This window comes from Kribbella swartbergensis (genome assembly GCF_054784135.1).
Genome location: NZ_BAAGPM010000034.1, coordinates 360,345 through 375,505, shown reverse-complemented (window position 1 = coordinate 375,505; position 15,161 = coordinate 360,345). Strand labels below are relative to the sequence as shown.

Here is a 15,161-nt window from a genome sequence, read left to right as displayed (position 1 = left end):
CGGCCATGGATCGGTGGTCGCACAGCGGTTGTTGTCACGACAACAGGCCCTGCATCTTGGCGTTCGCCTCGCTCAAGGCGGCCTGTGGATCCTTGGTACCGCTGATTCCTTGCAGCCATGCCTCCTCGATGAATTTCTGGAACTCGGTGCTGCGCTGTGGCGCGGGAAGCGGTACTGCATCTTTGACCTGCTCGTACAGCAGCGTGGTGTTGGCCGGTGCGTTCTGGGTGAAGATCTCGCCGGTCGCGATGGAGATGCGCGCCGGGACGAAGCTCGCGCCGCCGGTGGTGATCGCCTTGCCGTACTCCTCCGACATCAGGAACTTGATGAGCGTCCAGGCCGCGTCCTTGTTCTTCGACGACTTCAGGATCGGCCAGCCTTCCCAGCCGACCACGGTCGCGACCTTGCCGTTGTTCGGCCAGCGGTTGAGCGCGACGTGATCGACCATCTTCAGCCGCTGGACGTCCGGGGTCGGCCAGCGTCCGCCGCCGAAGGTCGCGAGCTTGCCCTTCGACATCTGGGTGGAGGCCTCGAACGTGCCGCCGGGTTTAGGTACCAACCCATCGACGACCAGGGACCGCACGAAGGTCAGGGCCTCGACGGCCTCCGGGCTGTCCAAGGTGGCTTTGGTCCATCCGGTGTCCATGGTGCTGGCGCCGTTGGTCACCAGCCACGGCATCACGTCGATGAAGTAGCCGGAACCGGCCGTACCGATGAACGCGCCGGTCTTCTGCTTGATCTTCTGGCCGGCCGCGCGGAAGTCGTTCCAGGTCCAGTCCTCGGTCGGCAGTTCCGCTCCTGCCTGCTTGAACACCTGGGTGTTCACGTACATCGCCATGGTGTTGTAACCGGTGGGCATGTAGTAGGTCTTGCCGTCGGGTGACCCGAACGTGTTCAGCCATGTGACCAGTTCCGGCGGGGTGTCCTTGTAGTACTCGTCGACCACCGCCTTGTCCTTGTCCATGAACGGCTCGAGAGGCTCGAGCAGGTTCTTGGTCGCGAACAGCCGCTGCCCTTCGGTGGCGACCTGCAGCACGTCGATCTGCTGGCCGCCGGCTAGCCGGGTAGAAACGGTGTTGAGGAAGTCGGCCCAGGTGTCGGCGGCGATGGCCTGCACTTTGAGGTTGATGTCGGGGTACTTCTCGGAGAACTTCTTGAACAGCTTGTTGTAGTCCTTCTGCGCCTCGGCGTCGCCGTAGAAGGTGAACACGAGACTGCCGGAGGTAGGTGTGCCCCCTGAGGAGCCGGCGTCGCTGCTGCAGCTAGCCAGGGTGCTGCCGAGCAGCGGCGCCAGCGCCACACCACCCAGCCCCTTGAGGAGGGTGGCCCGGCTCATCACGGGACCCTGCGTCGTGCGTTCCATTGCGAATTCTCCTTCAACGCGACGGAATTACTGGTGTGGGGCGGGATGGGTCTTCAGCGGGAAGGCTTCTTCAGCGGGCTGGGCGCCACGCGTGCTGGTCGAGGTACCAGCCGTGGCTCTGCGGTGCCGGCTTCCACGTCACCGTGTCGTCGGCGCGCCGCAGCGGCAGCGGGATCTGGCAGATGGTCAGTGAGTGAGGCGGTAGTACGGTCCGGCCGCTATCGTTGAAGTCGACCCGGGTTCGGCTCGGGGTCACTCTCGCCGGGGCGTCCACATCGTTGTAGGCATCGGGTTTCGGGCCGTTCAGCACGGTCGCATCGAACGTGCCGCTCAACGGCCGCCCGGCAACGGTCACATCGCAGGGCAGACTCTCGGCGGGATCCCGGTTGACCAGAACGAGCGAGACGGTCGCGGCCTTTTCGTCGATGGTGGCGATGTGATCGAAGATCGGGACTTCGGCACCGGCGAGAGAGGCTGAGCTTGCGGTGCTCGGCAGTACGGCGTCGCCGAGCAGCGAGCTGTACATCTCCATGACGTGGAACGTGGTTCGCCGTACGACACCGGCCTCGTGGACGAACAGCGGCCCACGGGTGTTGATGCTGGGCGCGATGTTGGCCATCGTGACGATGTCCGCGTTCCGCAGGCAGGTGTTGAGGAAGCTCGCGGTGAACAGCGCGTCGGCCATCGTGTAGCAGCTGTTGTCGTCGTTCTTGTCGCGGGCCTGGATGACATCGGGGCTGTTGCCGTTCGGGTGGTGCCAGCCGCGCAGGTTCCACTCGTCGAACGCGATGCCGACCTTTCCGGCCAACCCGGTCGCGCCGATGATGTTCCGGGTCCGTTCGATGTCGTCCTGTGGCTCTAGTGAGCGCGACAGCGCGGTCACGTAGTCGGACGGCTCGTTGACCAGGGCCAGGGAGTCCCAGTAGCCGTGGATCGACAGCATGTCGAGGTAGCGCCCGGCCCTGGACAGCAGTGGGAGCATCCAGTCCAGGTCGGCGCGGGCGGCAGTGAGAAGCACTGTGTTCTCGTCGACGTGCTGGATCATCTTCGCCGACTCGGTGACCAGCCGGGACCACTCGTCGGGGTCCTTCGCGCCGATCTCCCAGTCGCCGTAGTTCTCGTTCCCGATGCTCCAGTACCGGACGTTGAACGGCTCGACGCTGCCGTGCTCGGCGCGAAGATCGGCCCAACGGCCGGATCCGGCCGGCAGGTTGCAGTACTCGACCCAGTCGCTCATCTCCTCCGCGGTGCCGGTGCCCGCGTTCGTGCAGATGTACGGCGCGGCACCGATCGCCGCGCACCAGTCGACGAACTCCCGCGTCCCGAACGTGTTCGGATCGGTCACCCGCCACGCCTTGTCGTAATGCGAACGACGCTGCGGACCGACACCGTCCAGCCAGTGGTAGCTCGAGACAAAACAGCCGCCAGGCCACCGCACCACCGAAGGACGAAGCTCCCGCATCGCCTCCACGACATCGAGGCGGAAGCCACGCTCGTCGCTCAGATCGGAACCGGGTTCGAACAACCCGCCGTAGACCTGGCGGTGGAAGTGCTCGATGAAGTGGCCGAAGAGATCACGCGAGTAACCCGTCGGCCGCCCGGCAAGGCCGATCTCGACCGCAGCGCCCCCGGTCACCGGCGCCGCCCGACGTTCACGCGTCCCCGCGTCACGTGGGTGAATTGCGAGGACGCCACGCCATCACAACCCTTCAACTCAATGGTCTGTTCAGTGACAATGTTCACGGAACAGGACCGTAGGACGAACGAGAACAAATAGACAAGACCTTCTCTTGTTCTTATTTGTTCTTTCCGGTGGTGTCGTGTAGGTTGACGCCTACCCGCAGCGACTGAGGGGAGTGGGGCATGAGCAGCACGCCGCAGCTAGAGCCCGACCGGCCACCGACCATGCGAGACGTTGCCAAGGCAGCAGGGGTCCCGCTGTCCGCGGTGTCGCTGGTCCTGAACGGTCGCTCGGGCGTTTCCGATCACCGCCGGGCGCAGATCCTGCGAGCAGTCGAAGATCTCGACTACACACATCGGCAACGACCCGTGGTGCGCCGCGCCAAGGCAACTGTCGGCCTGGTCATGGAGGCGCTCTCACCTGCGGCGGCCAAGGACGGATTCATGGCCGAGGTCGTGTCCGGCGTCGAGGTCGGGCTCCGCGATAGTGGGCTGCAGATGGCCCTCCAGCTCTACCGCAACGGCGACGACCCCCTGGCCGAGCTCCAGACCGTTCTGGGCCGCCCGGTCGACGGCGTCATTCTCGCCAATGGCGGCGACATCGACGCAGACGCCGTCCACCGCGTCGTCGACAGTGGCCTTCCCGTCGTCCTCCTCGAGAACTACCTCGAAGACAGCGCCGACACCTACGCCGTGGTCGCCGACAACTTCACCGCCGGCTACCTCAGCACCCAGCACCTGCTCGAGCTCGGACACCAACGCATCGGCATGCTCGTCGGATCAACCCGGTACGTCAGCCTGCGCGACCGCCGCCACGGGTACCAGGCAGCGCTTCTCGACGCCGGGCTCATCCCCGACCCTGCACTCATGCCCGCCCAACATCATGGCGACCCCGTCAAGGGCTACCGGCAGACCCAGCACCTCCTCGCGCTGCGCAACCCGCCGACCGCGATTTACGCGGTCAGCGACAAGAGCGCGATCGGCGCGTACCAGGCCATCGCCGAGGCTGGGCTCAGAATTCCCGACGACATCTCCATCGTGGGTACCGACGACGTCCACCAAAGCCAGCTCCTGTCTCCGCCACTGACCACGTTCCACATCCCCAGATTCGAGCTGGGCCGCACCGCAGCAGGGACGCTGCACTCTCTGCTCGAGCGTCGAGAACTCGCCCCCACCCGCACGACACTGCTCGGCGCGCTCATCCAGCGAGCATCGACGCGACCGGCCTAGCAACCCGCCGTCGCCGAACACCGGCAGCAACGCAGAACTGTCGACCGCCCTGAGACCGATGCTGGTCGCGGGCCGGAAGGGAACGCAGATGACCGAACTGACCAACTGGGCCGGCAACATCACGTTCGCGAGCGCTTTGATGCGACCTCGATCTGTGCCGGAGCTGCAGGAGTTGGTCGGTGCGGCGGAGAAGGTCCGGGTCCTCGGCACCGGCCACTCGTTCAACCCGATTGCGGACACTGACGGTACCCTTGTCAGCGTCTCCGAGCTGCCGAAGGTGATCGAGACGGGCGACCAAGGCGTCACCGTCTCCGCCGGCCTGCGCTACGGCGAGATCACCGCCGCGCTGCAGTCCCGCGGCCTGGCACTGCACAACCTGGGCTCGCTACCGCACATTTCTGTCGCTGGCGCCTGCTCGACCGGCACACATGGCTCCGGCGACACCAACGCGGCGCTCGCCGCCGCGGCGACCGCAATCACCTTCGTCGGCGCTTCAGGCGAACTCATGACGCTGTCCCGCGACGACGAGACATTCGCCGGCTCAGTCATCGCACTCGGAGCGCTCGGTGCCGTAGTCAGCCTGACCCTTGAGACCCAGCCGTCGTACCAGATCAGCCAGGTCGTGTACGAAGGCTTGCCGATAGAACGGCTCGAGACGGACTTCAACGAGATCTTTGCCAGTGGCTACAGCGTCAGCGCGTTCACCGACTGGGTCAGCCCAGACCTGATGGTCTGGCGAAAGCTGCACGCCGGAACACCGTATACCTCACACTGGCTGGACGCCGTGCTGGCCGACGGGCCACGACACCCGATCAAGACGATGCCGTCGCGGTTCGCCACCCAGCAGGGCGGCGTCGCCGGGCCATGGAACGAGCGTTTGCCACACTTCCGGCTCGAGTTCACCCCAAGTAACGGCGACGAGCTGCAATCGGAATACTTCCTGCCGCGCGCCCACGCAGCTGAAGCCTTTGAGCGGATGCGATCCTTGGGCCTAGCGATGACACCAGTGCTCCAGGTCTCTGAGATACGGACCATCGCCGCCGACCAGCTCTGGCTCAGCCCCAGCCAGGACCGGGACACGGTTGCTCTGCATTTCACTTGGATTCAGGACGAGGCCGCCGTAAGACCTGTGGTCGCCGCGATCGAGGACGTGCTCTTGCCGCTGGGGGCGCGGCCACACTGGGGAAAGGTCTTCGAGGCCGACGCGGCAACGCTGCGCTCGTGCTACCCCAAGGTTCCCGAGTTCATCGAGCTCGCGGCCAAGTTCGACCCCACCGGAAAGTTCCGCAACGTCTACTTGGACTCCTACCTGCCCTAGAACGAGCGCTTGCTCGGCCGAGCGCGCGCGGGCGATGCCCTTCACCCCCAATCCGCCCCCGCAACTGGTGAATGTCGGCAAGCTGCGCACGGCGCTCGTGGAGTTCCTGCAGCCTGCACAAGACGCCCGTCTGGTACCGGATGTCGATGCCGCGGCCGGCGCGGATCCCCTCGACCGCCGTGAACGCGAAGTGCGGGCACTACCGGCGGCCATCGATCTTGACGAGCGCAGGGACTACGCGATCACTGAACTGGTGGAGCTGATGGAGCAGAGCCAGGACCGAAACGAGATGCTCGCGCTGGACGCGCTGCTACACGCGACACGCGAGGCAACCGACCACGTTGCCAAGATGATCGCTACGGCGTAGTACGCGCTGAGCTGGCTGGAAGCAGACTACGTGCCCGCTGACGACACAATCGCGATCGAGGTGTCGTACTACCTCAAGCAGCTCCCCCGAGTCCGCCGCGGCGCTTAATGTCCTACTCCGAGTGACGTGACCACTCCCCACAACGCGGCCCGTAGGTTCAGCGCTCCGTCGCCGCCGAGCGACTGGCCATTCGGACACCTCCCCGGTCACATGTAACATTCTCAACGCGGGCGTGTCTAGGGCTTTCGCCGCGTCGCCACATTCTCGTTCCGTCCCCGCCGAAGAGATCCTGCTTGCGCTCCGCCGACGGCAGTGCCGCACCGATTGTGATTGGACTGCGCAGGCGCTCGGCAGACTCCTGCCGTGAACAGTTCGCAGCAGGTTATTCTCGACGCCGAGCCGAGTGCACTGGGGGCCCAGTCAATCCACAGAAGTGAGCCCCAGAGCGTAGGCAGGAAACTCACCAGGTCTGACGCCGTCACCGCGAGGTGAGGACTGAACCGCTTCGGGTGAAGGGGCCGGTCAGGGCGCCAGCGATGTTGGGTAGCCCCGACCAGGCGTGTGCCGCGACCCGGGGGTGGTCGACGTACGTGGCATCACTCGTGGCACGAAATCGCGGATACTCATGGGGAATCTCGCGCGCGCTGCGGGCGGCCGTGTGATCAAAACCGCTGGTAGAGGGCCGATGCGACGACGAAGTTCCTCCTCGTAATGAGAAGGTGGTCAGTCTGGGCGACCCTTCAGCCGGCGGCTGACCGCACGCTCGGCCTCCCGGCTGGCTTCGCGCTCGGCGAGCGTGTGCCTCTTGTCCCAGGTCTTCTTGCCGCGGGCCAGGGCGATTTCAACCTTCGCGCGACCGTCCTTGAAGTAGAGGGTCACCGGGACGATCGTCAGGCTGCTCTCGTTGACCTTGCGCTCGATCTTGTCGATCTGGGCACGATGCAGCAGCAGCTTCCGCTTGCGGCGTGAGCCGTCGTTGAACCAGCGGGCCTGGGAGTACTGCGGTATGTGCACGGCGTGCAGCCAGATCTCCCGGTCCTCGATAGTGGCGAAGCCGCCGACCAGGGACGCCCGCCCGGCACGGAGCGCCTTGACCTCCGCACCCTGCAGCACGATCCCTGCCTCCCATGACTCGCCCAGATGGTAGTCGTGGGCAGCCTTGCGGTTGCGCGCGATCACGGGGTCGGCCTCGGGCTTCTTCACAGTGTGATTCTGCCCCGCCAGCCCGACCGGCGAGCCAACTGAGGCCGAGATGGCTGCCCGGGTCGGGGCAGCGAGACCCTCTGTGGCAGGGGCAAGTGGTGCGCCACCTCATGCGTGAGGGCCTTCGAGGTTGCGCTGGGCAGTGCGTGGAGGCTCGAGTTTGTCAGCGCGATCGAACCGCGATGGTCCGGCAAGAGCCGACCTCCCAGAGCTACTCGAGATGGAGACACCGCGTGGTGCCACACGTGGTGCGAAATCCTGGAAACCCATGGTGGAAGCGGCGTGTGGTGCGTGAGGCCGTGTCTGGAAAGACGCTGGTAGAGGGCGTACGCAACGCTGAAAGTCTTCCTCGTAATGAGAAGGTTCCTCCGGTCGCCTCGTCGACCCCTTGGCCGACTTTCATCTCGCAGCGGGTGACGGCCTTCTGACCGCGCCGGCGGTGGCGCGTGACGCTCGACTCCCATTGGCTCGTCCTCCCGGGTTGTCGGTGGCGAATGACATAACTTGATGTCATGGCGGACGGTAGCGGCATTGAGTGGACGGAAGCCACATGGAATCCCACGACCGGCTGCGACCGGATCAGCCCGGGATGCGACAACTGCTACGCCCTGACGTTGGCCAAGCGGCTGAAGGCGATGGGCAATCCGAAGTACCAGGCCGACGGGGACCCGCGCACAAGTGGCCCCGGTTTTGCGGTCACCGAGCACCCGGCCGCGCTGGAGATTCCGCGGCGCTGGGCGGCTCCACGTGTGATCTTTGTCAACAGCATGTCTGACCTGTTTCATGCTCGTGTGTCATCGTCGTTCATCCGTGACGTTTTCCAGGTGATGGAAGAGACGCCCCGGCACACATACCAACTGCTGACCAAGCGACCCCGGCGGGCAGCGAGGATGGCGGCCGAGCTGCCCTGGCCGAGCAACGTCTGGCTCGGTGTCAGCGTGGAAAACACGCACCACCTGTGGCGGCTGGACGAGTTGCGGAAGGTTCCCGCTGTCACGCGATTCGTGTCAGCCGAGCCGCTGCTCGGCTCGCTACTCGGGCTCGACCTGACGGGCATGCACTGGCTCATCGTGGGCGGGGAAAGTGGCCCGAACCACCGCCCAGTCGATATCGAGTGGGTGCGCGAGCTTCGCGACGCCTGCCACGATCAGGGCGTCGCGTTCTTCTTCAAGCAGTGGGGAGGGCACAGGCCGAAAAGCAACGGGCGTGAGCTCGATGGGCGATTGTGGGACGAGATGCCCGTGCCTACGCGGGCTTGATCAAGAGGGTGTACAGGTCGTCCACGCCCTTGGGGTTGGTAGTCGTCGTCCCGGCGGCTAGCACCCTGTTGATCGCGGCGCGCAGGTGCGTCGTGCGGACCAGGCCGACCAGATCGGTGCCGAGGATCTCGGCGTGTCGGTCGATGATGCGGAACGCCTGTCCCTTTGCGAGCTCACTGGTCAGCCGGGTCGCGAGCGTGGCGACCCACTGCGCCGTGAGCTTAGCCTCCGAAGCTTTCCAGTCCTCCTCCCAGCTGGCGGCGTCGCCGAACAATGTGTCCTCGGCGGTCTGCTCGGCGAGGTACTTCCGCCACCGCTCCAGTCCCTTCGACGCTGACTCCCCGAAGGTCACCATGCCGTGGATGCTCCTGGTGGCGAAGACAAGGTAATAGATGGGCTTTAGGTCGGCGCGTGGTCTCACGTCGATGATCCAGGTGCCGGCACCACCGCCCGCTCGCTCCCGGAGCTTCTTGGCGTATCCCTCTACGACGGCCAGCTCGGCCGCCATCTTCTGCTCCTCCGGGGCGTCCTTGGTGGGGCACTTCTCCAGCCAGGCGGCTCGCCACCACTCCCCGCCGCAGACGGCGTCCATGCGCTTCAACGAGTTCTCCACCGGACTCTCGCTGTACAGCATCCCGGCGAAGCGCCGCAGGTGGGCGGTGAGGTTGATGAGGACCTCGGTTGCCGGTACGCCGATACCGCTCGGGCGGTCAAAAATCCGAGCGACCTCGTCGAGCGGGATCGGCAGACCACACGGATCCAGGTAGGCGAACACCGGGATGTCCTTCACCCTTTCGAGAAGGACGGGCAGGTGGGTGGAGATGTCGTCGTCCGTGATCGTGTACGCGACACCATCGCCCTCCCTCTCGGCCACCTCGCGCAGCCGGGCCACGGTTTCGGCGTCGTCCTCCACGAAGTGGCACTCCACCTGCCGCGGTGGGCGCAATCTCGCCAGCTCCCTGGCCTTCCGCAGCAGCATCGCCCCGGAGCCCTCCGCCCCGTCCGCATACCGTCCGGGCCCGGCGTACCCGTCGATGAACGCCACACGCTTGTCCTTAGACCTGCTGCCCGTCTTGCTGGCGAACGGCGTTGCGTAGCTGTCGATGATGGCGTGCTTCAGCACTGCCGCCGACTTCTTGCTCTTGTGGAACTGCTGGTTCACCCGCACCCCCGAGGCCCTGAAGAATTGACGCCAGCAGCCTATTCGAGCGGGTCGACTCCTGAGGCACTTGCCGCGCGTCCCACTGTCCGGGACCTGCGCGGCCTCGCCGGCCGATCGCGGTCCCGCCCGCAGGACCGGAACTTCACAGCTGACTCTGTTCGCCGTTGGCTCGCACTCATGAGTAGCCCCACGTAGCACGCCGCAGAGTGAGCCAGTTTCTTGCGGCCCGCCCCTGACTGCGGTTTCGTCAGGTGCCCCGGGGCAGGATTCGTACCTGCGACGCACGGTTTAGGTAACCGTCGCGTGGCCGGCCATGTCTCCTGCGGCTATCTGGTGGCCACGAAGGTCGTCATGAGATCCGCGGACCCTGCCAGGCTGACAGAGAGCTCGTAGTCGCCGATGTCCGCGAGTTCTCCGCCGCTCCGTCGAATCGCGCCGACGAGCAGCTGGCGAAGTTCTTGGGAGCTGCCTGGATCGGCACTGGCTCTGAACTTGGCGATCGGCTTGCCGAGTTGGCGAACCTCCAAGTCGAGGAGACGCGGCTCTCCGACCGAGCGCTGAGCCTGATCGTCGGGCGGTCTTGGAGCTGTCGAGGCTGCAGGTGTGACGTACTTGACCAGCGTGCGGCGGCCGGAATTCACCTCAACGAGGCCCCACTCGTCGAGAAGCTTGACTGCTCGTTGGGCGGTTGAGACTGATGTGCCATGCTCGGCCGCGATCGCCTTCACCGGTGGGATTGGGAGGCCCGGTCGGAGTACGCCTTGCGAAATCTTGGTTCGGAGATCTACAGCGATCCGCTCGTACGGGCTCGTCGCGTCCAAATCAGTGGTGGTGATGGTGGGTGCGGGTGCGGCTCCGGGGCGGATAGGCATACGCGAAGCAAGGCTGACCGCTGCCCGTTGGTCGGATTCGGATACCCAGGCCGTGTAGGCGCGGAGGGTGGTTGTTCCGCCGCCGCCATGGCCGAGTCGGCCGGCGACGGTTCGGATGTCGACGCCGGCGGCGATCAGTTCGGTGGCTGAGTAGTGGCGGAGCTTGTGGAGAGTGGTTTTTAGTCCTAGGCGGTTCGCCAGCTTGCTGTATCGCTGGGTGACGGAGTCAGGGATTAGGTGCGTGGATCCGCCTGGAGCTAGCGAGAACACGAAAGCGTCGTCAGCAAGGGCGACCTGGAGTGCCTCAGCTCGGGCGATGGCGCGTGCTCTGTGTTCGCGCAGGAGTTCGATGGTGTCGGGGTCGACGGTGATGCGGCGGTCCTGGTGGGCCTTGGTGTCTTTCTCCCACTTCTTCCCGCTGCGTTGGCCGATGGCCTTCGCGAGGTGGAGTACGCCGTTGTCAAGGTCGACATGGCGCCAGCGGATCGCGCAGAGTTCGCCCCGGCGCTGACCGGTGATCATGGTGAGCCAGATGAGTGCGCCCCAGTCGGGGTCTTTGAACGCCTCGTTGATGATGCGTGCGGCTTGCGCCGGGGTCGGCGGTCGCGCGTTGCCTTTGGGGGCAGCCGGCGGTTGTGCATCGGCAATGGGGTTGGTCGTGACCCATTTCCACCGGACCGCGAGGCGCGGGTGCGGCGTACAGGATGAAGTGGATCTGGCGGATGGTGGAGGCGGCGAGAGGTTTGCAGCTGTGTGGTTGGCAGCGGTCGTCGTACTCATGCTTACGGGTCGTTCGGTGGTCGACCTGGCCCTTGGTCTTCTTGCAATGGTCGTGGCAGCGTCGGAGGTCGGCGTACACCGAGTCCATGATGCCGGCGTCGAGGGAGCCGACCTTGACGTCGCCGAGGAGACGGCGAGGTGCTTGTCGGCGTAGCCCTTGTAGACGTCGAGGGTGTTGAACTCCAGGTACTTGTCGAGCAGTTGGTTGACCGTGGCCGTCGTGCGCGGGTTGCGGCGCTCGTACACCCTGGTTGAGCAGCCGGATTCGCATCTCCTCGGCAAGTTTCTCAGCGTCCGGGCCGGCCGGGATGACCTCGCTCAGGTCGTGGCGGCGCTTCGAGACCGGGTCGATCCCGGCATACACGCGCACCCTGATCGCGCCGCTGGGCAGCACGTCGAGCCGCCACGCTCGCGCTTCCTGCGACCGTTCGCCTTTGCCATGAAGCAGATCTAGGCCCGTTTGCGTCACGAACCGTGTCATGACGCGAGTTCGCGGGCCTCAGTGCCATCTGAACGAAACGGCCTCTGACCTGTTTGCAGGTCAGAGGCCACTTTCTGAGCTCGTAGGCCCCGTGGGACTCGAACCCACAACCCGCGGATTAAAAGTCCGCTGCTCTGCCAGTTGAGCTAGAGGCCCTCGCACCGAGGGGTGTGGGGAATAGTGTGTCAGGTTTGTCGAGGGGTTTGTTCGCGGGGTGGGGTGGCGGGGTGCGGTCGGGGGTTGACCGGCGGTGACTGTTCGTGGGGGGAGGGGCGGCGTACTCTCGTGCCAGGGGGAGACGAACGTGTTGGGGAGCCGTTCGGCGTGAGGGGGCTGGTATGGGGGTCGTGGAGCGGGCGGTGATCGCGCCGTCGCACGACGAAGTGGTCAACGCCTGGAAAGAGATCATGGACCAGGCGAGCACCTTGGATCTTGCCGACCGGATCGTGATCGCGGTGAAGCTGAGAGCGCGGGCCGATGCGTTGGCGGCGTACGAAGGACTGGCCCGGGACGCGGGGGATCTGGCCAGGGACGCGAGGGCTTTCGCGGTGGCGGTGCGGATGCAGAATCCGCTGGCGAAGGTGTTCCTCGCCGTGGGGTTCGCCTCGGCGGGGTTCGGATTCTTCGGCCTGTGGTCGTTGACGGCGTTGAAGAACACGCTGTTGTCCGATGCGGCGATGGCGCAGACGACCGCGGCGCTGATCGCCGTACTGACCGGGGCTTCGGGTGCCGTGATCGCCGGCGTACTGCGGGGCGCGGTCGTGGCCGCTCGGGCCGCGGTCGAGGAGCACGTGTCGCATCCGTCGACGGTTCTGCTGGCGGAGGTGCGGCCGGCCGAGGAGCGGCTGTTCGCGATCTTCGGCAAGCCGGTGCCGGACCCGCGGGTGACCGCCGGGCCGCTGATCGTGCTGGGTGTGGCCGGCGTCGTCGCCGGTCTCGCCGCCGCCGCCCTGGTGGGAGCCGGGACCGAGGTGTGACCCCCTGCCCCGGTTACGCTGGGTGCAGCACATAGGTCAATGTGGTCACGCTGGGGGTGTGTTCACTGGCGTGCCCGCTTCCTCGGGGGAGGATGGCGATGGGTTTCCGGATCCATTTCGGGTGTGCCGACCTTGCGCGTACGACGATCGCGCGCGAGCCGGATCCGTTGTGGGAAGTGCTGCTGGGCATGCACATGCTGCAGACGGACGACGAACCGGCCGTGTTCGGGGCCTGGCGGCAGCGGTCCCGGGCCCGGTTGACCGCTCTCGAACGTGAACTGCTCGTCCTGGCACCACCGGTGGGGTATTCGCCGGACTTCTTGACGCCCGCTGAAGCGGTCGACGGGCTCGAGGCCGGGCTGGCCGCGGTGGCGGCGACACCGCCGACCCGGTTGGAGAGTGAGCTTCGCCGGTTGTCCGACGAGGTGCGGTTGCCGCGGTGGACTCGACGGCTCGCGGCCGGCGATCCCGCCGTACTGAAGAAGGTCTGTCACGGGCTCAGGCACTTCCACCGGACGAAGATCGCGCCGCAACTGCCGTCGATGGCGACGACGATCGCCCGTGACGTGAAGTTGCACAGCGAGGCGGTGACGACCGGCGGGTTCGAGACGCTTGCGGCCACGTTGCATCCGGCGATGCAGTGGCGGCCGCCGATGCTGTACGTCGACATGCAGCACATCGACCGGGATCTGGAACTGCGCGGCCGCGGTCTGCGACTGGTTCCGTCGTTCTTCTGCTGGCGGCATCCGATCATGCCCGCCGACTCGGACCTGCCGCCGGTCCTGGTCTACCCGGTGAACCACGACCCGGGCTGGTCCGAGCCCGCCGAGCACCACCCTGACCCGGACCGCGCCGTCGCCGATCTGCTCGGCCGTACGCGGGCCGCCGTACTCCGAACCATCTCGGCCGGCGCGTGCTCGACGAGCGAACTCGCCGCCCGGGCCGGCATCTCCCTCGCCTCCGCCAGCGAACACGCGCGGGTCCTCCAACGCACCGGCCTCGTCACCACGCACCGAGTGGGCCCCGCCGTCCGCCACACCATCAGCCCGATAGGCAGTCACCTGCTCACCGGCACTCCCGTCTGACGGTCGGTCGGCGCTGAACTCTCGACCGGCCTATCGAGCAGGTGGTATGGATCGGGAATCCATCCGGGGTGGCCGGCTGGGGACGATCCTGCCGCGGGGGGAACTGCGGTGGGTTGGGGGGAATTGTGCGGTTGTTGTGTGGTGCGCTGGTGGTCGGGGTTGTCCTTGCTGCTGGTGGATGTGGGACCGAGGGTACGGCGGGAAGCGCGGACCCGGGTGCGGTTGCGAGTAGCCAGGTGGTGGTGACGCCCGCGCCCAAGGCGACGGCAACCGCGACGCAGGCGCCGGCGCAAAAACCGACCGCAGAGGCGCCGAAGCAAACGACGGCGCCGAAGCAAACGACGGCGCCGAAGCTGACGACGGTGAAGAAGACCGTCGTCGAGCTTCAAGTGATCCCGTTCAAGAAGCGGACGGTGACTGACTCGTCGTTACCCAAGGGCGAGAAGGTCGTCACGACCAAAGGTGTCAACGGGACTCGGCGGCTGACCTATGAGGTCACCCTCGTCAACGGCGTACAGACGGCCAAGGACCTCGTCAGGCAAGAGGTGGCGAAGCAGCCGCGTACCCAGGTGACGACGGTCGGCACCAAGATCGAGGAGCAAGAGTCGGCGTGCGACCCGAACTACAGCGGAGGCTGTGTCCCGGTCGCCAGTGACGTCGACTGTTCAGGCGGCAGTGGCAACGGGCCGGAGTACGTGCGCGGTCCGGTCACAGTCGTCGGCGACGACATCTACGACCTGGACCGCGACAACGACGGCCTCGGCTGTGAGGACTAGTTCGGCCAGCTGGGCTTGCGGCCCAGGTGAGCGACGATCTGGTCGAGGGGGTCGGAGCCCGACCAGGCGACGTCGGGGCCGAAGGGGGAGCCGGGGGTCAGGCGGAGGTCGCCGGTGGGGACGAGCTGGGCCACGGTCTGGGCGGCGTCGAGGACCTCGGGGCTGAAGGTGACCGTGGTGCCGAGGGATTTGGCGACGTCCCAGGAATGGACGACGTAGTCGATGAAGTGGAAGCTGATCGTCTGGTGGCCGGGAAACGGCTGGTCGGTGCCGAACTCCGGGAGCGGGAAGAGACGGTCCGGTACGCCGGGCTCGGCGAACGCGGCCAGGACGTGCTCGGCGGAGTCGATGTAGGCCTTGACCGGATCGTCGCCCAGGTCGCGGAGCTTCCACACGGATTCGTCGCCGTCACCACGGGAGGCGGCGGCGAAGCCGTAGTGCTGGGTCGCCATGTGGGCGAGCAGGCCGTAGAGGGTCCAGGCGCGGCATGGCGTCGGCTTGCCGAGGTCGTCGGCGGTGACACGCGAGGCGAGGTCGATGCTGGCCCGAACCGCTTGCGCGTCGAGGGAAACGTAATCAACAGTAGACATGTGCATATCATATGCACG

At 66.1% G+C, this 15,161-nt stretch carries 14 protein-coding genes and 1 tRNA gene; 8 read left to right on the top strand and 7 right to left on the bottom strand.

Annotated features, from left to right (window positions below; all coding sequences use genetic code 11):
- Window positions 1-34: 34 nt before the first annotated feature.
- Together ACYVOK_RS30975 and ACYVOK_RS30970 are read right to left on the bottom strand one after the other, a co-directional pair.
- Window positions 35-1,363, bottom strand: a complete 1,329-nt coding sequence (locus tag ACYVOK_RS30975; RefSeq protein ID WP_460666120.1) for an ABC transporter substrate-binding protein — start codon at window positions 1,361-1,363, stop codon at window positions 35-37.
- Between the two features lie 70 nt (window positions 1,364-1,433).
- Window positions 1,434-2,999, bottom strand: a complete 1,566-nt coding sequence (locus ACYVOK_RS30970; protein WP_460666119.1) for an alpha-L-arabinofuranosidase C-terminal domain-containing protein — start codon at window positions 2,997-2,999, stop codon at window positions 1,434-1,436.
- A 227-nt stretch (window positions 3,000-3,226) separates the two neighbouring features.
- On the opposite strand from ACYVOK_RS30970, the gene ACYVOK_RS30965 reads away from it, so the two are divergent.
- From ACYVOK_RS30965 to ACYVOK_RS30955, 3 genes are all read left to right on the top strand, one after another.
- A complete protein-coding gene (locus tag ACYVOK_RS30965; protein WP_460666118.1) occupies window positions 3,227-4,273 on the top strand; it encodes a LacI family DNA-binding transcriptional regulator in 1,047 nt (348 codons plus the stop codon).
- Window positions 4,274-4,361: 88 nt separating this feature from the next.
- Window positions 4,362-5,591 (top strand): D-arabinono-1,4-lactone oxidase, encoded by a 1,230-nt coding sequence (locus ACYVOK_RS30960; RefSeq protein WP_460666117.1) that lies wholly within the window; start codon window positions 4,362-4,364, stop codon window positions 5,589-5,591.
- Window positions 5,592-5,625: 34 nt separating this feature from the next.
- Complete coding sequence (locus ACYVOK_RS30955) at window positions 5,626-5,958, top strand: hypothetical protein (protein ID WP_460666116.1); 333 nt, start codon at window positions 5,626-5,628, stop codon at window positions 5,956-5,958.
- A gap of 723 nt (window positions 5,959-6,681) precedes the next feature.
- On the opposite strand, the gene smpB is transcribed toward ACYVOK_RS30955, so the two are convergent.
- Window positions 6,682-7,161 (bottom strand): SsrA-binding protein SmpB, encoded by a 480-nt coding sequence (smpB, locus tag ACYVOK_RS30950; protein ID WP_460666115.1) that lies wholly within the window; start codon window positions 7,159-7,161, stop codon window positions 6,682-6,684.
- 512 nt (window positions 7,162-7,673) lie between these two features.
- On the opposite strand from smpB, the gene ACYVOK_RS30945 reads away from it, so the two are divergent.
- Complete coding sequence (locus tag ACYVOK_RS30945) at window positions 7,674-8,420, top strand: DUF5131 family protein (protein WP_460666114.1); 747 nt, start codon at window positions 7,674-7,676, stop codon at window positions 8,418-8,420.
- On the opposite strand, the gene tcmP is transcribed toward ACYVOK_RS30945, so the two are convergent.
- Both tcmP and ACYVOK_RS30935 read right to left on the bottom strand, forming a co-directional pair.
- A complete protein-coding gene (gene tcmP, locus ACYVOK_RS30940) occupies window positions 8,407-9,582 on the bottom strand; it encodes a three-Cys-motif partner protein TcmP (RefSeq protein WP_460666113.1) in 1,176 nt (391 codons plus the stop codon). The two genes, ACYVOK_RS30945 and tcmP, sit on opposite strands and share 14 nt — an antisense overlap.
- A 326-nt stretch (window positions 9,583-9,908) precedes the next feature.
- Complete coding sequence (locus ACYVOK_RS30935; RefSeq protein ID WP_460666112.1) at window positions 9,909-11,234, bottom strand: tyrosine-type recombinase/integrase; 1,326 nt, start codon at window positions 11,232-11,234, stop codon at window positions 9,909-9,911.
- A 211-nt stretch (window positions 11,235-11,445) separates the two neighbouring features.
- Here ACYVOK_RS30935 and ACYVOK_RS30930 point away from each other — a divergent pair, with 211 nt between their 5' ends.
- A complete protein-coding gene (locus ACYVOK_RS30930; protein ID WP_460666111.1) occupies window positions 11,446-11,688 on the top strand; it encodes a hypothetical protein in 243 nt (80 codons plus the stop codon).
- A 110-nt stretch (window positions 11,689-11,798) separates the two neighbouring features.
- On the opposite strand, the gene ACYVOK_RS30925 is transcribed toward ACYVOK_RS30930, so the two are convergent.
- Window positions 11,799-11,871 (bottom strand) — tRNA-Lys (locus ACYVOK_RS30925).
- Window positions 11,872-12,053: 182 nt separating this feature from the next.
- Between ACYVOK_RS30925 and ACYVOK_RS30920 the strand changes: the two genes are divergently transcribed.
- The 3 genes from ACYVOK_RS30920 to ACYVOK_RS30910 all read left to right on the top strand — a co-directional run bounded on the left by ACYVOK_RS30920 (window position 12,054) and on the right by ACYVOK_RS30910 (window position 14,553).
- Window positions 12,054-12,692, top strand: coding sequence for a hypothetical protein (locus tag ACYVOK_RS30920; RefSeq protein WP_460666110.1), 639 nt, complete (start codon window positions 12,054-12,056; stop codon window positions 12,690-12,692).
- A gap of 98 nt (window positions 12,693-12,790) precedes the next feature.
- Window positions 12,791-13,777, top strand: coding sequence for an ArsR/SmtB family transcription factor (locus ACYVOK_RS30915; RefSeq protein ID WP_460666109.1), 987 nt, complete (start codon window positions 12,791-12,793; stop codon window positions 13,775-13,777).
- A gap of 242 nt (window positions 13,778-14,019) precedes the next feature.
- Complete coding sequence (locus tag ACYVOK_RS30910; protein WP_460666108.1) at window positions 14,020-14,553, top strand: G5 domain-containing protein; 534 nt, start codon at window positions 14,020-14,022, stop codon at window positions 14,551-14,553.
- Here the strand turns inward: ACYVOK_RS30910 and ACYVOK_RS30905 are convergent.
- The gene (locus ACYVOK_RS30905; RefSeq protein ID WP_460666107.1) at window positions 14,550-15,143 is read right to left on the bottom strand and encodes a TIGR03086 family metal-binding protein; all 594 of its coding nucleotides are present in this window, start codon (window positions 15,141-15,143) and stop codon (window positions 14,550-14,552) included. The genes ACYVOK_RS30910 and ACYVOK_RS30905 overlap by 4 nt on opposite strands.
- Window positions 15,144-15,161 lie beyond the last annotated feature (18 nt).